Origin of the sequence: Pseudomonas canadensis (genome assembly GCF_000503215.1) — a bacterium.
GTDB classification, from domain to species: Bacteria; Pseudomonadota; Gammaproteobacteria; order Pseudomonadales; family Pseudomonadaceae; genus Aquipseudomonas; species Aquipseudomonas canadensis.
The window spans coordinates 118,912-139,742 of sequence record NZ_AYTD01000001.1 but is presented as its reverse complement, the minus strand read 5'-3'; the positions used below and the strand labels follow the sequence as shown (position 1 = coordinate 139,742).

Annotated in this window: 17 protein-coding genes and 1 pseudogene; 13 read left to right on the top strand and 5 right to left on the bottom strand. The window is 61.2% G+C overall.

Going from position 1 to position 20,831, the window contains the following annotated elements; genetic code table 11:
- Positions 1 to 351 precede the first annotated feature (351 nt).
- The 7 genes from U367_RS0100585 (at position 352) to tauD (ending at position 8,515) form a co-directional block, all read left to right on the top strand.
- Positions 352 to 2,676 carry a Tex family protein gene (locus U367_RS0100585; protein WP_028615303.1) on the top strand — a complete coding sequence of 775 codons (2,325 nt, stop codon included), beginning with the start codon at positions 352 to 354 and terminating at the stop codon, positions 2,674 to 2,676.
- Positions 2,676 to 3,059, top strand: a complete 384-nt coding sequence (locus U367_RS0100580; RefSeq protein ID WP_028615302.1) for a PaaI family thioesterase — start codon at positions 2,676 to 2,678, stop codon at positions 3,057 to 3,059. Before U367_RS0100585 ends, U367_RS0100580 begins: the two co-directional genes overlap by 1 nt.
- Before the next feature lie 214 nt (positions 3,060 to 3,273).
- A complete protein-coding gene (gene gshA / locus U367_RS0100575; RefSeq protein ID WP_028615301.1) occupies positions 3,274 to 4,857 on the top strand; it encodes a glutamate--cysteine ligase in 1,584 nt (527 codons plus the stop codon).
- A gap of 203 nt (positions 4,858 to 5,060) precedes the next feature.
- On the top strand, positions 5,061 to 6,038 hold the full coding sequence (gene tauA, locus U367_RS0100570) for a taurine ABC transporter substrate-binding protein (protein WP_028615300.1): 978 nt from the start codon (positions 5,061 to 5,063) through the stop codon (positions 6,036 to 6,038).
- Positions 6,039 to 6,054: 16 nt separating this feature from the next.
- On the top strand, positions 6,055 to 6,834 hold the full coding sequence (tauB, locus tag U367_RS0100565; protein WP_028615299.1) for a taurine ABC transporter ATP-binding subunit: 780 nt from the start codon (positions 6,055 to 6,057) through the stop codon (positions 6,832 to 6,834).
- Positions 6,831 to 7,667 carry a taurine ABC transporter permease TauC gene (gene tauC / locus U367_RS0100560; RefSeq protein WP_028615298.1) on the top strand — a complete coding sequence of 279 codons (837 nt, stop codon included), beginning with the start codon at positions 6,831 to 6,833 and terminating at the stop codon, positions 7,665 to 7,667. Before tauB ends, tauC begins: the two co-directional genes overlap by 4 nt.
- Before the next feature lie 11 nt (positions 7,668 to 7,678).
- The gene (tauD, locus tag U367_RS0100555; protein WP_028615297.1) at positions 7,679 to 8,515 is read left to right on the top strand and encodes a taurine dioxygenase; all 837 of its coding nucleotides are present in this window, start codon (positions 7,679 to 7,681) and stop codon (positions 8,513 to 8,515) included.
- A gap of 132 nt (positions 8,516 to 8,647) precedes the next feature.
- Here tauD and mgrA read toward each other — a convergent pair whose 3' ends face one another.
- From mgrA to epsC, 5 genes and pseudogenes are all read right to left on the bottom strand, one after another.
- Positions 8,648 to 9,685 carry an L-glyceraldehyde 3-phosphate reductase gene (gene mgrA / locus U367_RS0100550; RefSeq protein ID WP_028615296.1) on the bottom strand — a complete coding sequence of 346 codons (1,038 nt, stop codon included), beginning with the start codon at positions 9,683 to 9,685 and terminating at the stop codon, positions 8,648 to 8,650.
- Positions 9,686 to 9,793: 108 nt separating this feature from the next.
- Positions 9,794 to 11,122 (bottom strand): OprD family outer membrane porin, encoded by a 1,329-nt coding sequence (locus tag U367_RS0100545; RefSeq protein WP_028615295.1) that lies wholly within the window; start codon positions 11,120 to 11,122, stop codon positions 9,794 to 9,796.
- Between the two features lie 161 nt (positions 11,123 to 11,283).
- Positions 11,284 to 11,376 (bottom strand): annotated as a pseudogene (locus tag U367_RS1000000132270) (LysR family transcriptional regulator); the annotation flags it as partial.
- Positions 11,377 to 11,415: 39 nt separating this feature from the next.
- Positions 11,416 to 13,377, bottom strand: a complete 1,962-nt coding sequence (gene betT / locus U367_RS0100540) for a choline transporter BetT (RefSeq protein WP_162834914.1) — start codon at positions 13,375 to 13,377, stop codon at positions 11,416 to 11,418.
- Between the two features lie 307 nt (positions 13,378 to 13,684).
- Positions 13,685 to 14,611: a serine O-acetyltransferase EpsC gene (epsC, locus tag U367_RS0100535; protein ID WP_028615293.1), complete on the bottom strand. Its 927-nt coding sequence runs from the start codon at positions 14,609 to 14,611 to the stop codon at positions 13,685 to 13,687.
- 164 nt (positions 14,612 to 14,775) lie between these two features.
- Between epsC and U367_RS0100530 the strand changes: the two genes are divergently transcribed.
- The 6 genes from U367_RS0100530 to U367_RS0100505 all read left to right on the top strand — a co-directional run bounded on the left by U367_RS0100530 (position 14,776) and on the right by U367_RS0100505 (position 20,828).
- Positions 14,776 to 15,771, top strand: coding sequence for a D-cysteine desulfhydrase (locus U367_RS0100530; RefSeq protein ID WP_028615292.1), 996 nt, complete (start codon positions 14,776 to 14,778; stop codon positions 15,769 to 15,771).
- A 281-nt stretch (positions 15,772 to 16,052) separates the two neighbouring features.
- Complete coding sequence (tcyJ, locus tag U367_RS0100525) at positions 16,053 to 16,847, top strand: cystine ABC transporter substrate-binding protein (RefSeq protein ID WP_028615291.1); 795 nt, start codon at positions 16,053 to 16,055, stop codon at positions 16,845 to 16,847.
- The gene (gene tcyL / locus U367_RS0100520) at positions 16,847 to 17,512 is read left to right on the top strand and encodes a cystine ABC transporter permease (RefSeq protein WP_010214112.1); all 666 of its coding nucleotides are present in this window, start codon (positions 16,847 to 16,849) and stop codon (positions 17,510 to 17,512) included. Before tcyJ ends, tcyL begins: the two co-directional genes overlap by 1 nt.
- Positions 17,513 to 17,515: 3 nt before the next feature.
- On the top strand, positions 17,516 to 18,262 hold the full coding sequence (gene tcyN / locus U367_RS0100515; protein WP_016974987.1) for an L-cystine ABC transporter ATP-binding protein TcyN: 747 nt from the start codon (positions 17,516 to 17,518) through the stop codon (positions 18,260 to 18,262).
- 372 nt (positions 18,263 to 18,634) lie between these two features.
- On the top strand, positions 18,635 to 19,399 hold the full coding sequence (locus tag U367_RS0100510) for a hypothetical protein (protein WP_028615290.1): 765 nt from the start codon (positions 18,635 to 18,637) through the stop codon (positions 19,397 to 19,399).
- A gap of 187 nt (positions 19,400 to 19,586) precedes the next feature.
- A complete protein-coding gene (locus tag U367_RS0100505; protein WP_028615289.1) occupies positions 19,587 to 20,828 on the top strand; it encodes an SfnB family sulfur acquisition oxidoreductase in 1,242 nt (413 codons plus the stop codon).
- Positions 20,829 to 20,831 lie beyond the last annotated feature (3 nt).

Below are 20,831 nucleotides of genomic sequence, written 5' to 3'. Positions count from 1 at the left end.
GCTCCTCTTATCTCGGCGCGCATTATGGCCTAGCTGCCGTTATACGCACCGTGTGCATTGTTAGCAGATTTTTCCTCTACTGCCAGCGAACCCGCGCCGTACAACCGTTGGCGCAATCCCCCCCTAGGGCAGAACGCTGGTTATAATGCGGCGCCGTCGTGCAGGGCAACGTCCGATCGTTACCGTTTGATGCCGAGGCTTTTTTTACCCGCTTGTGTGATTTTTTCGATTTCGAGGGTCAATAGGCTGCCTCTTGACCCAGGCAGCGGCGCCAGTCGGGCCGCTCAACCAGCCTCCCAGGGCCTTGTTTTCCGGGCCTGCGAGCTGCTTTTCAGAATTTCAGGTGGTTTTATGGACAGCATCAACAGCCGCATCGCCGAGGAACTCGGTGTACGCCCACAACAGGTCGAAGCGGCCGTCGCTCTACTGGATGAAGGCTCCACAGTGCCTTTCATCGCCCGTTACCGTAAAGAAGTGACCGGCAGCCTCGACGACACCCAGTTGCGTCACCTGGAAGAGCGTCTGCGCTACCTGCGAGAACTCGACGAACGGCGCATCAGCATCCTCGCCAGCATCGAGGAACAGGGCAAGCTGACCCCACAGCTTGAGCGCGACATCAAGCTCGCCGACACCAAGACCCGCCTCGAAGACCTCTACCTGCCGTACAAGCAGAAGCGCCGCACCAAGGGCCAGATCGCCCTGGAAGCCGGCTTGGGCGAGCTGGCCGACGGCCTCTTCAACGACCCATCGCTGACTCCGGACACCGAAGCCGCCCGGTTCATCAATGCCGAAAAAGGCGTTGCCGACGTCAAGGCCGCCCTCGAAGGCGCCAAGTACATCCTCATGGAGCGCTTCGCCGAAGACGCCAGCCTGCTGGAAAAACTGCGTACTTACCTGAAGCAGGAAGCCATTCTCAGTGCCCGCGTCATCGCCGGCAAAGAGGAGGAAGGCGCCAAGTTCCGCGATTACTTCGAACACGACGAACCGCTGAAAAGCATGCCGTCCCACCGTGCGCTCGCCATTTTCCGTGGTCGCAACGAAGGCATTCTCAGCTCTGCGCTGAAGGTCGGCGACGAGTTGCCGGGCACCATGCACCCCTGCGAAGGCATGATCGGTCAACAATTCGGCATCCAGAATCAGAACCGTCCTGCGGACAAGTGGCTGGGTGAGGTGGTGCGCTGGACCTGGAAGGTCAAGCTCTACACCCACCTGGAAACCGACCTGCTCGGAGAGTTGCGCGACGGCGCCGAGACCGAGGCGATCAACGTGTTCGCCCACAACCTGCACGACCTGCTGCTGGCCGCCCCGGCAGGTCCGCGCGCCACCCTGGGCCTTGACCCGGGCCTGCGCACTGGCTGCAAGGTCGCCGTGGTCGACTCCACCGGCAAGCTGTTGGACCACGCCACGGTGTATCCGCATGTGCCGCACAACAAATGGGACCAGACCCTCGCGATCCTGGCCGCCCTGTGCGCCAAGCACGCGGTGGACCTGATCGCCATCGGCAACGGCACCGCCAGCCGTGAAACCGACAAACTGGCCGCCGAACTGATCAAAAAGTATCCCGCCATGAAGATGACCAAGGTCATGGTCTCCGAGGCCGGCGCTTCGGTGTACTCGGCGTCGGAACTGGCTTCCAAGGAATTCCCGGACCTCGACGTGTCGATCCGTGGCGCGGTGTCCATCGCCCGTCGCCTGCAGGATCCACTGGCCGAACTGGTGAAGATCGACCCTAAATCCATCGGCGTCGGCCAGTACCAGCACGATGTGTCGCAGCTGAAACTGGCGCGCGGCCTGGACGCGGTGGTGGAAGACTGCGTAAACGCCGTGGGCGTGGACGTGAATACCGCCTCTGTTGCATTGCTGGCACGTATTTCCGGCCTCAACGCCACCCTGGCACAGAATATCGTGACCCACCGTGACGAAAACGGCGCGTTCAAAACCCGTGCAGCGCTGAAAAAGGTCGCACGCCTGGGCGAGAAAACCTTCGAACAAGCCGCCGGTTTCCTACGCGTAATGAACGGCGACAATCCGCTGGACTCCTCCGCAGTCCACCCGGAAGCCTACCCGCTGGTGCAACGCATCGCCGCCGAGACCGACCGCGACATCCGCTCGCTGATCGGCGACGCCGCGTTCCTCAAGCGCCTGGATCCAAAGAAGTACACCGACGAAACCTTCGGCGTGCCGACCATCACCGACATTCTGCAAGAGTTGGAAAAACCGGGCCGCGACCCGCGTCCCGAGTTCAAGACTGCCGAGTTCCAGGACGGCGTCGAAGACCTCAAGGATCTGGAGCTGGGCATGATCCTCGAAGGCGTGGTCACCAACGTGACCAACTTCGGCGCCTTTGTGGACATCGGCGTGCATCAGGACGGTTTGGTGCATATCTCCGCGCTTTCGGAGAAATTCATCAAGGACCCGCGTGAAGCGGTGAAAGCCGGTGACGTGGTCAAGGTCAAGGTCATGGAAGTCGACATCCCACGCAAACGCGTTGGTCTGTCGATGCGCATGAGCGACACCCCCGGCGAGAAAATCGACGGTGCCCGTGGCGCGCGTCCGGGTTCGGCGCCGCGCCAGTCGCAGAACAACGCACCGCGCAAGGAAACCGCCACCGCAGCGCCAAGCAACAACGCCATGGCCTCGCTGTTCGCCAACGCCAAACAGTTGAAGAAACGCTGATGGAAATCCCGGCCGGATTGACCCAGAGCGCGTTCAGCGAACTGATCGGCTGCCGTCTGCAATGCCTTGAAGAGGGCGTTGCCGAGGTGGCCCTGACCCTGGAGCCGCAACTGCGCAACCGCGCGGGCAAGCTCCATGGCGGGGCGATTTTCAGCCTGGTGGACATTACGATGGGGCTGGCGTGTTCCAGCTCCCATGGTTTCGACCAGCAGAGCGCGACCATCGAGTGCAAGATCAACTATATCCGCGCCGTGTCTGACGGTGACGTGCTGTGCACCAGCCGGGTGATTCATGCCGGTCGCCGCACGTTGGTGGTCGAGGCAGACGTGTATCAAGACGAAAGACTTGTCGCAAAAGCGCAGGGCACCTTCGCTGTCCTATAGCTCCCCACCCCCGATTTGAGTTAATTTCGGCGCTGCAATCACGGCGTCGGAATTTTCTCGCTGCGCTGTAGCCAAATTCATGGAGTGAAGTCGGCATTTTCAGAGCGGGTTAAATCGACTCTAAACCAGGCGATCACGCCAGTTTTAACTTCACCCTTGTAGACCGTCCTGCCCACCCCCATATTGGGGCGACTGACGCGTGAAGGAATCCAACTTGAGCGAACTTCTCAACCGCCGCCTGGCCCTGCTCGGCAAGCGCGAACACCTCTCCCTGCTAGAGCAGTGCTTGCACGGCATCGAGCGCGAATGCCTGCGTGTCACCGGTGAGGGTCGACTGGCGCAAACGCCGCACCCTGAAGCCCTGGGCGCCGCGTTGACCCACGAACAGATCACCACCGACTACTCGGAATCGCTGCTGGAGTTCATCACTCCCGCCCTGCCCAACCCGGCCGATACCCTGAGCAGCCTGGACAAGATCCATCGCTTTGCCTACACCAAGCTGGGCAGCGAATACCTGTGGAGCCCCTCGATGCCGTGCCCGTTGCCGGCCGAGGAAGATATTCCGATTGCCTACTACGGCACCTCCAATATCGGACAGCTCAAGTACGTGTATCGCAAGGGTCTGGCCCTGCGTTACGGCAAGACCATGCAGTGCATCGCTGGTATCCACTACAACTTCTCGTTACCGGAAGCGCTGTGGCCGTTGCTCAAAGAGACGGAAGGGTTTGTCGGCACCGACCGCGATTACCAGTCCACTGCCTATATCGCGCTGATCCGTAACTTCCGTCGCTACAGCTGGCTGCTGATGTACCTGTTCGGCGCATCCCCTGCCCTGGACGCCGGTTTCCTGCGCGGTCGTTCGCACCAACTGGAAGTGCTCGACGCCGACACGCTGTACCTGCCTTACGCCACCAGCCTGCGCATGAGCGACCTGGGTTATCAGAGCAATGCCCAGGCCGGCCTCACACCGTGCTACAACGACCTGGCCAGCTACACCGACAGCCTGCGCGAGGCGGTGGCAACGCCCTACGCGCCGTACGTCGAAATCGGCACGCATCAGGACGGTGAATGGGTGCAACTCAACACCAACATCCTGCAGATCGAAAACGAGTACTACTCCAACATCCGCCCCAAGCGTGTGACTTACACCGGCGAACGGCCGATCCAGGCGCTGATGGCCCGTGGCATCCAGTACATCGAAGTGCGCTGCCTGGACATCAACCCCTTCCTGCCGATGGGTATCGACCTGCCGGAGTCGCGTTTCCTTGACGCCTTCCTGCTGTACTGCGCGTTGAACGACAGCCCGCTGTTCGCCGACAACGAGTGCGGTAACGCCACCTCCAACTTCCTCAGCGTGGTCAAGGAAGGTCGTCGTCCCGGCCTGCAATTGCAGCGTCAGGGCCAGCCTGTGGACATGAAGGAATGGGCTGCCGAACTGCTGGAGCAGATTGCGCCACTGGCCGCCTTGCTGGATGAGAGCCACGGCATCACCGAGCACAGCCAGGCGCTGGATGCTCAGCTGGCGAAGGTCAAGGATTCGTCCCTGACCCCGTCAGCCCAGGTGTTGGCGACGATGGCCGAGCGTAAGGAAAGTTTTGCGCAGTTCTCCCTGCACCAGAGCCAGTTGCACGCCGAGCATTTCCGTAAGGAGCCGTTGCCGGCTGAAGAGCAGGCGCGCTTTGAGGAGCTGGCACGGACCTCGCTGGCGCAGCAAGCTGAGTTGGAGCAGAACGAAGTGGGCGATTTCGATGTGTTTGTTGGGTCGTACCAGGCCAGCATCCTCGCCATCAGCAACTGACTCACCCCCTTGATCGTTCCCACGCTTTGAATGGGAACGATCAACGAGCTGACACACCGGGCTCCTACAAGGGTTTTGTCGTATTAGCCGCGACAACATTTCCTCTCATAAGCTAATTCGAAAATGTTATTTATTTTCGGATTCTTAGATCATTTAGTCTCCTCACACGCCGACCCTCGGCCGCCTGATTGAGGAGCTTCCCCTTGAAACTGCTTACCCCTCTGCGCCTCTTGGCCGCATTGTCCCTGGCCGGTGCCAGCCTGTTTGCCCAGGCGGCGGATGTGACCATCGCTTACCAGACCACCGTGGACCCGGCCAAAGTCGCCCAGGCCGACGGCGCCTATGAAAAAGCCACCAACGCCAAGATCAACTGGCGCAAATTCGACAATGGCGCGGACATCATCGCCGCCATCGCGTCCGGCGATGTGCAGATCGGCTACCTCGGTTCGAGCCCGCTGACCGCTGCGATCACTCGCAAAGTGCCGGTGGAAACCTTCCTCGTCGCCACCCAGATCGGCGGTGCCGAAGCGCTGGTGGCGCGCAACGGCTCGGGGATTAACGGCCCGCAGGACCTGATCGGCAAAAAAATCGCCGTGCCATTCGTGTCCACCGGCCATTACAGCCTGTTGGCCGCGCTGAAACACTGGAACATCGACCCGTCCAAAGTGACCATCCTCAACCTCGCACCACCCGCCATCATCGCCGCCTGGAAGCGCGGTGATATCGACGCCACCTACGTATGGGACCCCGCCCTGGGTGTGGCCAAGGAAAACGGCAAGGTGCTGATCACCTCCGGCGAACTGGCCAAGTTCGGCGCGCCAACCTTCGATGCCTGGATCGTGCGTAAGGATTATGCCGAGAAGCACCCGGAAATCGTCACGGCGTTCGCCAAAGTGACGCTGGATGCCTACGCCGCCTACCGCAAAGACCCACAAGCCTGGCTCGCTGACAAAGGCAACGTCGACAAGCTGGTGAAACTCTCCGGCGCCAAGGCCAGCGACATCCCCCTGCTGCTGCAAGGCAACGTCTACCCGCTGGCCGCTGACCAGGTGACCTTGCTGGGCGCGCCAACCACCAAGGCCGTGACCGATACCGCCGCGTTCCTCAAGGAGCAAGGCAAGGTCGACGCCGTGCTGCCGGACTACGCCCCTTACGTCAGCGCCAAGTTCATTACTAACTGATCAGGAGTTCATTGCGATGGCCTTGCTACAACTGGAGCGCATCAGCGCACAGTACCCAGGCGCCACAGAACCGGTACTCTCAGACATTTCAATCGACCTGGGGCCCCAGCAATTGCTGGTGGCCCTCGGCCCGTCCGGCAGTGGCAAGACTTCGCTGTTGAACCTGATTGCCGGCTTTGTCGAACCGTCCGCCGGGCGCATTACCCTCGACGGCGTGCCGGTCAAAGGCCCGAGCGCCGAGCGCGGCGTGGTGTTCCAGGACGACGCCCTGCTGCCCTGGCAGGATGTGCTGGCCAACGTGGGCTTCGGCCTGGAGCTGGCCGGTGTGCCCAAGGCGCAACGCGAAGTGCGCGCTCGGGAAATGCTCGCGCTGGTGGACCTGGCCGGTTTCGACAGCCGCCGTATCTGGCAACTTTCCGGTGGGCAGAAGCAACGCGTAGGCCTAGCCCGCGCGTTGGCGGCCGACCCTCGCGTGTTGCTGATGGATGAACCCTTCGGCGCCCTCGATGCCTTCACCCGCGAACAGATGCAGGAGTTGCTGCTGCAAGTCTGGCGGCGCACGGCCAAGCCGGTGTTCCTGATTACCCACGACATCGAAGAGGCGGTATTTCTCGCCACCGACCTGATTCTTTTGGCGCCCAACCCCGGCCAGATCGTCGAACGCCTGTGCCTGGACTTTGGCCAACGCTACGCCGCCGGTGAGTCGGCGCGGGCGATCAAGTCCGACCCGCGCTTTATCGAAACCCGCGAACACGTGCTGGGCAAAGTGTTCTCCCAACGGCAGGTGTCCGCATGAGCAGCTACGAACTTCCCGCCACCGCCACCAAACCGGTGGCGCACGCAGTTGTCCCGGTGCGACGCAGCTTGAGCACCCGTTGGATCAGCCTGCTGACCCTGGTCGCGTTGCTGGTCATCTGGTGGGCCGTGACCGCCACCGGCTTGATTGAGCCGCTGTTCCTGCCACCGCCGTCCGCCGTACTGCAAAAAGGCTGGCTGCTGGCGACCACGGGGTACATGGACTCGACCCTGTGGCAGCACCTGGGCGCGAGCCTCAGCCGTATCGGCCTGGGCCTGGGTTTTGCGGTGCTGACCGCCGTGCCGGTGGGGATTGCCATCGGCTCCAACCGGATTGCGCGGGGCATTCTCGACCCGCTGATCGAGTTCTACCGCCCGATTCCTCCCCTGGCTTACTTGCCGCTGATCGTGATCTGGTGCGGCATTGGCGAGCTGTCCAAGGTGCTGCTGATTTACCTGGCGATCTTCGCGCCGATTGCCATCGCCACCGCGACCGGCGTGCGCACAGTCGACCCGGCCAAGCTGCGCGCGGCGCAGTCGTTGGGCGCTACCCGCGCACAGCTGATTCGCCATGTGATCCTGCCGAGTGCCCTGCCCGACATCCTCACCGGCGTGCGCATCGGCCTGGGCGTGGGCTGGTCGACATTGGTCGCCGCCGAGCTGATCGCGGCCACCAGCGGCCTGGGGTTCATGGTGCAGTCGGCGGCGCAGTTCCTGGTCACTGACGTGGTGGTGCTGGGCATCCTCGTCATCGCCCTGATCGCCTTTGCCATGGAAATGGGCCTGCGTGCCCTGCAGCGTAAATGGGTGCCCTGGCATGGCCAGGCACATTGAGTGAGAACCGTATGAGCAGCCTGACCGTTACCCCCATCAGCACCGCATTGGGCGCCCTGATCAGTGGCGTCGATATCACCCAGCCGTTGAACATTGAAGAACGCGATGCCATTGAACAGGCGTTGCTCAAACACTCGGTGCTGTTCTTCCGTGATCAACCGATCAACCCGCAACAGCAGGCACGGTTCGCGGCGAATTTTGGTGACTTGCATATCCACCCGATCTACCCCAACGTGCCGGAGCAGCCCGAAGTGCTGATCCTCGACACCGCCGTCACCGACGTGCGCGACAACGCCGTGTGGCACACCGACGTGACCTTCCTGCCGACGCCGGCGTTGGGCGCCGTACTCAGCGCCAAGCTGCTGCCGGCGTTTGGCGGCGATACGCTGTGGGCCAGTGGGATTGCGGCGTATGAGGCGTTGTCCGAGCCGTTGAAGCGCTTGCTCGATGAGCTGACGGCGACCCATGACTTCACTAAGTCCTTCCCGCTGGAGCGCTTTGGCAACACCGCTGAAGACCTGGCGCGTTGGGAAGAGACTCGCAGGAAGAACCCGCCGCTGTCGCATCCGGTGGTGCGTACGCACCCGGTGAGTGGGCGCAAGTCGCTGTTTGTCAGTGATGGGTTCACCACCAAGATCAATGAACTTGAGTCGGCGGAGAGTGAAGCGATTCTGAAGCTCTTGTTCGCCCACGCGACACGCCCGGAATTTACCATTCGCTGGCGTTGGCAGGAAAACGATGTGGCGTTCTGGGATAACCGCGTGACCCAGCACTACGCGGTGGACGACTACCGGCCGCAGCGGCGGGTGATGCATCGCGCAACGATTCTGGGGGATGTGCCGTTCTAGCTCTCAAACACACTGAAAATCACTGTGGGAGCTGGCTTGCCTGCGATGGCGGTGAGTCAGCGACAGATTCATTGACTGACACACCGCTATCGCGGGCAAGCCCGGCTCCCACAGTGACCGGGTTACGCCAGGTTATTCAGCCGTGGATGGCTTTTCCCACAGGTTGATTCCGCCTTCCTGGGCAAACCGATCAATCTCTGCCAATTCCTCAGCGCTGAAGTTCAAGTTCTTCAACGCACCGACGTTTTCGATGATCTGCTCCGGCCGGCTCGCACCGATCAGCGCGCTGGTCACCCGTGGATCACGCAGGGTCCAGGCCAACGCCAATTGCGCCAGACTCTGGCCACGACGCAGGGCGATTTCATTGAGCGCGCGCACGTGGGCGATGTTGGCTTCGGACAGGTGCTTGGCCTGCAACGAACCACCCCCCGGACGATTCACTCGCGCATCCGCCGGCACGCCGTTGAGGTACTTGTCGGTCAGCAGCCCTTGAGCCAGCGGTGTGAAGGCAATCACCCCGGCACCGAGTTCCTCGGTGGTGTCCAGCAGGTCTTTTTCCACCCAGCGGTTGAGCAGGTTGTAGGCCGGCTGGTGGATCAGCAGCGGTACTTTCCACTCTTGGAGCAGCGCGGCGATTTCGCGGGTTTTTACCCCCGAGTAGGACGAGATGCCTATGTACAACGCCTTGCCTTGTTGCACGGCAGTGGCGAGGGCGCTGGCGGTTTCTTCCAGCGGGGTGTCGGCGTCAAAACGGTGGGAGTAGAAGATGTCCACGTAGTCGACGCCCAGGCGTTGCAGGCTCTGGTCCAGGCTGGCCAGCACGTACTTGCGCGAGCCGCCGCCCTGGCCATAAGGACCGGGCCACATGTCCCAACCCGCCTTGCTGGAGATGATCAGTTCGTCGCGATAGTGCTTGAAGTCTTCGCGCAGTAAACGGCCGAAGTTGATCTCGGCGCTGCCGTAGGGCGGGCCGTAGTTGTTGGCCAGGTCGAAGTGGTTGATGCCCAGGTCGAACGCGGTGCGCAGCAGGGCGCGCTGGGTGTCGATCGGGGTGCTGTCGCCAAAGTTGTGCCACAGGCCCAGGGACAGTGCAGGCAGCACTAATCCACTGCGGCCTACACGGCGGTACGGAATAGATTCATAGCGGTTTTCGGCAGCAATGTAAGTCATCGAATCCTCTCTTGGACGTCGGCAAATAAGGCCTGGGAATAAGGTTATTCCCAGGCCTTTTAACCAGCTGAATCGCTTAAGTCTGCCGTTCCGTTCTACAGCAATTGCCTACCAGAGTGGAACGACATAACTCACATAGAAGCGGTTTTCATCTTGCACGGTGGCACCGCTGATGTCGGGGCTGGCGTGGGCGTTTTTCCAGGTCACACCCAGGCCTTTGAGGGTACCGGTGGGCACTTGATAAGCCACGGCGACGTTACGTTCCCATTCGCTGGTGGTGCCTTGCGGCGTGCGGATGTCATCGCCGTGGGCATAGGCGGCTGAGAACGTCAGGCCCGTGAGGCCAAGCTTACCGAAGTCATACTTGTACTGCGCAAGCCACGTGCGCTCACCGGCGTGTTGAAATTTATTCAACTGCATGTTGGTCAGCGCCGGAGTGTCGGCGCCTGAGCCTGGGCCCTGGCGGTTGTCGCCGCTGTTCAGGCCGGAATCAAGGTAGGGGAAGTCGCTGTCGCCGCTGTTCTTCTGGATACCCAGGCCGACGGTATGACCGTCGAGGCTGTAGCTCTCAAGCAAGCTGGCGGTGGTCTGGTTGATACGGCCCTTGCCCGTGCCGTCACCGTAGAGGCCAGCCGCTGCGAAGTCTTTGTCACCGTCGGCGTTGCCGCCCACACCGAGGCTGCGGAACACGCGCACGTCGGTGTCGATGGCGCCCACGGACAACGCGTCATGCCGCTTGGCGCCGAGGAAGAACTGCTGGTAGTAATCCTCAAGGTTGGAATACCACAGGCTGACTGTGGTGTTCTGGATGCCGGTGTAATCCGCACCGCCAAACACGAAGCGATCACTCTCTTTGGTGCCGCCGGCGGTGATCATGCCCTGATCGCCGGTTTCGTTGCGGATCTTGGTCTTGAAGATGTCGCCGCCGGTGAAGGTGAAGTCGCTGAGGTCCTTGGACACCAGTTGCACACCGGTATTGGTCTGCTGGTACAGACGCCCGTCGGTGTTGGCGAGTATCGGGTTGTTGCCGTAGAGCGTGCCGACACGCAGTTCATCCTTGGCAAAACGCACCTTGAACGTCGGGCTCAACACGCCGAACTGGTCGGCGGATTTGCCGTTGTCCAACGGGAACATGCTGCCGGGGTAGCGGCCCTGGTGATCCTTGTCGTTGAGGTCGCCGCCGGAGTCCAGTTTCAACCCGTAGAACGCCTGCAGGTCCAGGCCAAAACCCACTGGGCCTTCGGTGTAGCCGGACTTGAAGTTGAACTCGAACCCCTGGCCCCAATCGCGAATGCTGTGGGCCTTGGCATTGCTGTTCACCACATCCCGCCCCTGCTGGTTGAGGTAGCGGTTGAGCAGGGTCACATCGGCGTGGCTGTCATCGATAAAATCGGCGTGGGCGGACAGCATAAAGCTCGCCATGGCGGCACCCACCATGGGGCTTATCAACGTCTTCATTGTTACCGGTCTCCGTCACTGTTCTGAAATGAAAGCGTCAAACGCTTCACACAATTACGCAGTGGCCAGATGACAGTTGCGCGTCAAACAGCGGCGCGGACGGATGAAATTAAATTTAAGAAACCCTTCTACTACGCGGCTTAGCGGGCATTTTCTAAGATTTCGGCGAGCCAGTCGACGAACACTCGCACCCTGGGCGACAGGTGTCGGTTGTGCGGATAAAGCACCGACACCAGCTCCTGATGTCGGAGCTGGTGATCAGGGCCTGAACCTCAACGCACCAGATGCAGGAACTGCAGGTGGCGCTCGTACTGGTCGAGGATGTCGTTGATGATCTGTTCCTTGGTGTAGCCCACCAGGTCGTAGTCCTGGCTGCCCTCGGCCAAGTGCACTTCAGCCCGGTAGTAGCGACGGTTGTTGAGCTCCTTGGAGCCCATCCCGCCACGGGCAAATGACGGCGTGAAGTAGCCGCGCATCTGCACCTGGTAGATGAAGGGACGCTCCTCGCCATGGCCGATTTCCAGGCTGACGCTGTCGTTGGCGGGGTCAGGTTGTGTCACGACATTCAAACCCTTTTCGACAAACACCGCCGTCACTTCTTCGATCGCCGGGCGCACCGTCGAGTCGAGGAAACGGTACACCTCGTCTCGCGACGGGAAGTGCACGGCCTGGCTCAAACGCTGGCGCCAGCCGCCACGTCCTTTGCGAGCCGTCGAAATCGGCGCCAATGAGTGCAGCTGGGCGATCTGCTTTTGCGACTCCAGATAGAACGCCTTGTGCAGCCCCCACATCATCAGCAGCAGGATCATCGAGAACGGCAACGAGGTCAGCACCACCGCCGATTTGAGCGAGTCGATGCTGCCGGCAAACAGCAAGGCACTGGTGACCAGCGCGGTCATCGCACCCCAGAACACCCGCAGCCATTTCGGCCCGTCTTCATCAGCGTTGCCGCCTTTGGACGAGAGAGTGGACAGCACCACGGTGCCCGAGTCAGCGGAGGTTACGAAGAACACGAAGCTGATGAACACCGTGACCGCAATGACGGTTTTGCTCCATGGGTAGGTTTCCAGCAGCAGGTAGAGGCTCATCGACGGGTTATCGATGGCCGACTGACCGAGCGCGGCCATACCGTGGTTGAGCACCTGATCGATGGCACTGTTGCCGAAGATCGACATCCACGCCAGGGTGAAACCCAGCGGGATCAGCAGCACGCCGAACACGAACTCACGGATGGTGCGGCCACGGGAAATACGCGCGATAAACAGGCCCACGAACGGCGACCATGCGATCCACCAGGCCCAGTAGAACACCGTCCAACCGCCGAGCCAGTCGCTGGGTTTGTCGTAGGCGTATACGTCAAAACTCTTGGTCGGCAAGGCGCCCAGGTAGTCACCAATGTTCTGGATCAGGGTATTGAGCAAGTGCTGGGTGGGCCCGGCGAACAACACGAACAGCAGCAGCGCACAGGCCAGCAGCATGTTGATGTCGGACATCACGCGCACGCCTTTATCGACACCGGCCACGGCGACGATGATCGCGGCGCCCATCATCAGCGTGATCAAACCCACCTGGATCCACTGGGTATGGGCGATGCCGAACAGATAGTCGAGACCGGAGTTGAGGTGCAACACGCCGAAGCCCATGTCGGCGCCCAGGCCGAACACCGTGGCAATGATGCCGAAGCCATCCACCGCGTAACCGATAGGGCCGTTGATGCGCTTGCCGATCAGTGGGTACAGCGCCGAACGCAGTGCCAGCGGCAGGTTATGCCGGTAGGCGAAGTACGCCAGGGCCATGCCGACAAACGCGAACACACCCCAACCGTGCAAGCCCCAGTGCAGAAACAGGATCTGCATGGCCTGGCGCGCGGCGTCGGCGTTCATCGGCGCGCCCTGAGGCGGCTGCACCAGGTGCGTCAGCGGCTCGGAGACGCAGAAGAAAAACAGCGTGATGCTAATCCCGGCGGCGAACAGCATGCCGGCCCAGGACAGGTAACTGAATTCGGGCTCGTCGTGGTCGGCACCGAGTTTTATCTTGCCGTAGCCCGATAACGCGGTGACCACCACGAAGACCAGATACAGGGTCATCGCCAGCATGTAGTACCAGCCGACCGTATTGGCCGCCCAGTTTTGCGCGGCCAGCAGCCAGGCACCAGCCTGTTGCGGGATAGCGATGACAGTGATGCCGAACAGCAGGATAAACGTCGCGGCGAAGTAGAAGACCGGCGCATTCATGCGCACCAGGCCGCTGGATGGGGTGGACGATGCACTCATGAGCGATGCACCCCGAGGGTATGAGATGTGGCTGTCAATAACGGACTCAGCAAAGGTAAGCCTCCTGTTGTGAGCGGGCAGCGAACCACCGGGTTTAACTTGAACGAGCATTCAAGTTAAACATGGATAGGCGGTTTGGGACTAATCGCAGGGCTGAGTGGTAGGTCATTCCTACACTAGCTCAAGGAAAGGTATGACGGATGGAGATGGCAAATCGTTCAGCGATTTCGGCGTGAAACGCGCACAAACATGTGGGTCCGTGTTCGACTTATTTTTGCGTGCCATCATCATGCTGCAGATTGGCCTGGGTGATATTCGCCCCCGCCGGCACGCTTCGGGTCAGCCACACATTACCGCCGATGGTCGAACCCTGGCCGATGGTGATGCGCCCCAGGATCGTCGCCCCGGCGTAGATCACCACGTCATCCTCGACGATCGGGTGACGAGGGTGGCCTTTCTGCAACTGCCCGTCTTCGTCCGCCGGGAAGCGTTTGGCGCCCAACGTTACGGCTTGGTAGATGCGCACGCGTTCACCGATGATCGCGGTTTCGCCGATCACCACACCGGTCCCATGGTCGATAAAGAAACTTGGGCCGATTTGTGCGCCGGGGTGGATATCGATACCGGTGGCCGAGTGGGCGATCTCTGCGCTGATCCGCGCCAACAGCGGCAGGCCGGCGCGGTACAGGTGGTGGGCCAGCCGATGATGAATCACCGCCAGGATGCCGGGGTAGCACAACAGCACTTCATCCACGCTGCGCGCGGCCGGGTCGCCGTGATAGGCCGCCAATACGTCGGTGTCCAACAGGCTGCGCAGGGACGGCAGGGCCAGGGCGAAATCCTGGATCAGGCGGATGGCGAGCGCGTCGACTTCGCTGTCATCTTTAGCGCCTTGGCGTGCGGCGTAGCGTAGCTCCAGGCGGGCCTGGCCGAGCAAGGCATTCAAGGCGACGTCGAGGGTGTGGCCGACGTAGAAGTCTTCACTCTCTTCACGCAGGTCCACCGGCCCCAAGCGCATGGGGAACAGTGCGCCGCACAACGACTCTAGAATCTGCGCCACAGCCTCGCGGGACGGCAGCTCGCGCCCGCCATGCTCGCCACTCAAGCGGCCATTGCGCGTTCGCCACTGGTCCCGGGCACTGCGCAGTTGGCCGACGATGGTCTGTAATTGCCAATGACTGGAACGCTCACTCACGGTATTCACTCCTGACGAAATGCCCATCACTTTACGGTATGCACCCTGGCCGGCCTTAAGAACCAATGGTGTGATACTAAGAACCATCCGGAATAAGCGATTGCGGTTGCCCGATGAAAAGTGCCTGCCTATAGTCGCCTCATACTCATCAACCGTGCGTAGCCATGATCAAACAACAGCTCGACCGTTTTAACCGCCTGGAACTGCTGGGCGGCGTCACTGCCCTGGAAAAACTCGAGCGGCTGTCGGCCTGGTTGGGCAGGGATATCTACGTCAAACGCGACGACACCACACCGCTCGCCATGGGCGGCAACAAGCTGCGCAAACTCGAATACCTCGCCGCCGATGCCATCGCCCAAGGCGCCGACACGCTGGTGACCGCCGGCGCGATCCAGTCCAACCACGTACGCCAGACTGCCGCGCTGGCCGCCAAGCTCGGCCTGGGCTGCGTCGCCCTGCTGGAAAACCCCACCGGCACCGAAGACCCCAATTACCTGGGCAACGGCAACCGCCTGCTGCTGGAACTGTTCGACGCCAAGGTGGAGTTGGTGGAGAACCTTGATAACGTCGACGGCCAGCTCAACGCCCTCGCCGACCGCTTGCGCAGCAACGGCAAGAAGCCGTACCTGGTGCCTATTGGCGGCTCCAATGCCCTCGGCGCCCTCGGCTATGTCCGCGCCGGGCTGGAGCTGGCCGGGCAGATCGAAGACAGTGGCATCGAGTTCGCCGCCGTGGTCTTGGCCTCCGGCAGTGCGGGAACGCACAGTGGCTTGGCGTTGGCCTTGAGCGAGGTATTGCCAGACCTGCCCGTGATTGGCGTCACCGTCTCACGCACTGAAGAAGCCCAGCGTCCGAAAGTAGAGGGCCTGGCCGAGCGTACCGCCGAGTTGCTGAGTGTGGATATTCCCGAAGCCTTCAAGGTGATCCTGTGGGACGAATACTTCGGCCCGCGCTATGGCGAACCGAACGCCGGCACCCTGGCGGCGGTCAAGCTGTTGGCGAGCCAGGAAGGCCTGCTGCTGGACCCGGTCTACACTGGCAAGGCCATGGCTGGCTTGCTGGATGGCATCGGGCGTCAGCGCTTTGAGGACGGGCCGATCATTTTCCTGCATACGGGTGGGGCGCCAGCGTTGTTTGCTTATGGCGCCGCATTCAGCTGAAGGAACAGGGATCAAAATGTGGGGGCGGGCTTGCTCGCGAATGCGGTGTATCAGTCAACGCATATGCTGGATGACACTGCTCATTCACGAGCAAGCCCGCTCCCACATTGAAACTGCCACATATTCCAAATATGAATATCAATTCAGATTTATATTATTTTCAAGTCTTAAAAACCCGCTTTATAGTCGCGCCGTAGGCGAAGACGCGCTACGCGCTTTAGGGCAGGATACGACTACTGCGTCACCTGCTTCGCTCAACATAAAAAACACAGGGGCTCTTCATGACTATTTCTGTATTCCGTCGCACATTGCTGGTGGGCACTTTGGGCCTGGCACTCGGGGCTGGCCTGATCGGCCAAGCGGTCGCGGGTGAACAGCTGGACAACATCAAGAAAGCAGGCGAGATCAAGATCGGCCTGGAAGGCACCTACCCGCCGTTCAGCTTCGTCGATGAAAGCGGCAAGCTCAGTGGTTTCGAAGTGGAGCTGTCCGAAGCGCTGGCCAAGGAGCTGGGCGTGAAGGTCAAGCTGCAAGCGACGCCATGGGACGGCATCCTCGCCGCCCTGGAATCCAAGCGTCTGGACGCCGTGGTCAACCAAGTGACCATCTCTGAAGAGCGCAAGAAAAAGTACGACTTCTCCAAGCCTTACACCGTGTCCGGTATCCAGGCACTGGTCCTGAAGAAGAACGTTGACGCGATCAAGACCGCCGACGACCTGGCCGGCAAGAAAGTCGGTGTGGGCCTGGGCACCAACTACGAACAATGGCTCAAGGACAACCAACCTAAAGCCATCATCAAGACTTACAACGACGACCCGACCAAGTTCCAGGACCTGCGCATCGGCCGCATCGACGCCATCCTGATCGACCGCCTGGCCGCCCTGGAATACGCCAAGAAAGCGCCAGATACCGCCGCCGCCGGCGACGCTTTCTCCCGTCAGGAAGCCGGTATTGCCCTGCGCAAAGGCGAGCCAGAACTGCTCGATGCGGTGAACAAGGCTCTCGACAAACTGCGCGCCGATGGCACCTTGAAGAAGCTGTCCCAGAAGTACTTCAACGCTGACGTCACTCAATAATGGAAGCAGGTTTCCAACTCGCGCTGGACTCCGCGCCTTTTCTGCTCAAGGGCGCGTATTACACGGTAATCCTCAGCCTCGGCGGGATGTTTTTTGGCTTGCTGCTGGGCTTCGGCCTGGCCTTGATGCGGTTGTCGCGCTTCAAGCTGGTGAGCTGGCTCGCCCGAGTCTACGTGTCGTTCTTTCGCGGCACGCCCTTGCTGGTACAGCTGTTTTTGATCTACTACGGCTTGCCGCAAGTGGGCATCGAGCTGGATCCGATCCCGGCGGCCATGATCGGTTTTTCGCTGAACATGGCGGCCTACGCCTGTGAAATCCTGCGCGCCGCCATCGGTTCCATCGAACGCGGCCAATGGGAAGCTGCGGCCAGTATCGGCATGACCCGTGCGCAGACCCTGCGCCGGGCCATCCTGCCGCAGGCCATGCGCACGGCCTTGCCGCCGCTGGGCAACAGCTTCATTTCGCTGGTCAAGGACACGGCGCTTGCCGCCACTATTCAGGTGCCCGAGCTGTTTCGCCAGGCGCAACTGGTGTCGGCGCGGACCTTCGAAATCTTCACCATGTATCTCTCCGCTGCCCTGATCTACTGGATTTTGGCGAGCATCCTGGCGCATTTGCAGAATCGCCTGGAAGACCGGGTCAACCGGCATGACCTGGAGTCCTGAAGCATGATCGTGGTTGAAAAACTGACCAAACAATTCAAGGGACAGGTGGTGCTCAACGGCATCGACCTGGAGGTCAAGGAAGGCGAAGTCATCGCCATCATCGGCCCCAGCGGTTCCGGCAAGACCACCTTCCTGCGCTGCCTGAATTTCCTCGAACAACCCACCAGCGGTCGTATCAAGGTGGGTGATATCGAGATCGACAGCAGCAAGCCGATCAACCAGCAGGCAAGCCTGGTGCGGCGCCTGCGCCAGCACGTGGGCTTTGTGTTCCAGAGCTTCAACCTGTTCCCCCACCGCACTGCGCTGGAAAATGTCATCGAAGGGCCCACCGTGGTCAAGAAGATGCCACGGGAAGCGGCTGACGCCCTCGGCCGCAAGCTGCTGGCCAGGGTCGGCCTGGCGGGCAAGGAGGACGCATATCCCCGGCGTCTGTCGGGCGGCCAGCAACAGCGCGTGGCGATTGCCCGTGCGTTGGCCATGGAGCCGGAGGTGATTCTGTTCGACGAACCCACCTCCGCCCTCGACCCGGAACTGGTGGGTGAAGTGCTGGCAACCATCCGCAGCCTCGCCGAAGAAAACCGCACCATGGTGATCGTCACCCACGAGATGAGCTTTGCCCGCGACGTAGCCAATCGGGTGATCTTCTTCGACAAGGGCGTGATCGTGGAGCAAGGCGAAGCCAAGGCACTGTTCGCCAACCCCAAGGAAGAGCGTACCAAACAGTTCCTGAGCAAGTTTCTCGCCCACTGACATCCCCTCCTGCAGGCGCTGGCTTGCCAGCGAAAAACGACCAGACAACGCGGTAAATCTGATGACCGCGTAATCGTTGACGTTCTTCGCTGGCAAGCCAGCTCCTACACGGGAATCGCTGCTCCAACAGGTAAAACACACCCACCGCATCCGCCCGAATATCCCCATACCAGTCAGACCCTTCTGAATATCTCCAAACCCGCCGTTTAGCCCTTTGCCGCCATTGACGCTCCGTGCCCAACCCTCTTATCTAGCGCCCAGAGGATTGGATCCTATCCCGGCTACTCACTGAATCGTTCTGTTCGGCCCACCGCGCTTGCCTGCGCCAAGGGTCCGGAGCGATTGCTGCTGGCTGCATCAAGGAGATTATTTATGACATACCCCCTGCTCACCGCCCCGACACTGCCCCAGGCCATCGGCGATGGCATCAATGCCCTGGCCGCCACCCACCTGCAGGTCGACATCGCCCCCTATCCCGGCATGGACGAAGGCGACTTGATTGAGCTGTTCTGGAATAACTGTTTTGCCGCTTCGCGTCGGATAACCGCCTGTAAGGTCGGCGCGTTCACTCACCTGCGGGTGCCGGAGAGTTTCGTGCTGGATGGCCCGGCCCGGGTGCATTACCAGGTGATGCAAGTCGGCCACTGCGCGGCCCGCTCTGCCGTCAGGCGGGTACGTGTGAAGACCTGTTGCCCGGGCGGCCAGCCTTCGCCCCTGTACCGCGACGAAAACCAGAACCTCGCCCCCGTGGGGTTGCCAGACACCATCCGCCGCTTCGGCGTCAACGCCAGCCAGGTGCGGCGCGGTATCCCGCTGACCATCGCGCCCTACCTGAACATGGACACTGGCGATGCGATCACCCTGCGCTGGGGCGATGTGCGCCTGGACCTGCCGAAGATCCAGGCCCTTGAGGTCGGCCTGGCGGTGCAGGTATGGGTGCCCTCCTCGATGATCACCGAAGCCGGCGACGACTGTCGGTTGGAGGTGACGTACTGCATTCTGGATCGCGTCGGCAACAACTCACGCTGGGCGCCCGCCCGGACATTACGCATTGCCGCCGAGGCGCCGCCCCGCCAGGCCGGGGCGGCGCTGATCTATCAACCGCGTCCACTGGGATCGCCCTGCGAACCTGGGTGACAGACCTTCTATGCATATTCCCAAAAGTTAGTTTATTTAAATATTTAACACGCTTAGGGTATATGCACCGGACCACCGGACATCGCTGATTTTTCTGTTTTTATTTCATTGAATGCGAGGTCGGTATGGTCAGGATTACCCCGGTGCACAACGCCAGGGCATTACGTGCAGCCAAGGAGCGGCGCTGATGTCTAACTTGGCTCAAACACCCCCCCAGAGCGATCTGGACATTGCCCCCCTGCTGTTGCCAGCCGCCGTGCTGCGCAACGATGCAGAGGCGCTGAAGGCTGCCCATGAACTCGCCCAGGCTGCGCGCCTGCAAGCCGCCAAGCGCGACCAGCAACGCAAGCTGCCATGGGCACAGATCGAACAGTTCACCCGCAGTGGGTTGGGCAGTATTTCCATTCCCCGTGAATACGGCGGCCCACAGGTGTCTTTCGTGACCCTGGCCGATGTGTTCGCGATCATCAGTGCGGCAGACCCAGCCCTCGGGCAGATCCCGCAGAACCATTTCGGCATCCTGCACCTGTTGCAGGGCGCCGCCACCGATCGCCAGAAAAAACAGCTGTTCCAGAGCGTCCTCGACGGCTGGCGCATCGGCAATGGCGGCCCGGAACGCGGTACCAAAAACACCCTGGAACTCAAGGCTCGCATCACCGCTGAGGGTGACGGCTATGTGATCAGCGGCCAAAAGTTCTATTCCACCGGTGCGCTCTTCGCCCACTGGGTTGCCGTCAAGGCACTCAACGATGACGGCAAGCAGGTCATGGCCTTCGTGCGTCGGGGTGCCGACGGCCTGCGCATCGTCGATGACTGGTCCGGCTTTGGCCAACGCACCACCGCCAGCGGCACCGTGTTGCTGGACCAGGTGCCGGTCGATGCCGAGTTGGTCGTGGAAAACTGGCGCATCGGCGAAACCCCGAATATCCAGGGCGCCGTATCCCAATTGATCCAGGCGGCCATCGACGCCGGCATCGCACGCGGCGCACTGGATGACACCATCGCCTTCGTACGTGAACGCTCACGCCCATGGATCGATGCCAAGGTCGAACGCGCCAGCGATGACCTGTATGTGATCGCCGATATCGGCAAGCTGAAAATCGAACTGCACGCCGCTGAAGCCCTGCTGCGCAAGGCCGGCCAGGTGCTGGACCAGGTCAGCGCTGCGCCGATCACCGCGCAGTCTGCGGCCCGTGCGTCGATTGCCGTGGCCGAGGCCAAGGTGCTGACGACCGAGGTATCGCTGCTGGTCAGCGAAAAACTCTTCGAGCTGGCCGGTAGCCGCGCGACCCTCGCCGAATTCAACCTCGACCGCCACTGGCGCAACGCCCGCGTGCACACCCTGCACGACCCGGTGCGCTGGAAATATCACGCCATCGGCGCCTATCGACTGAACGGCACGTTGCCGGCTCGTCACTCCTGGATTTAACCG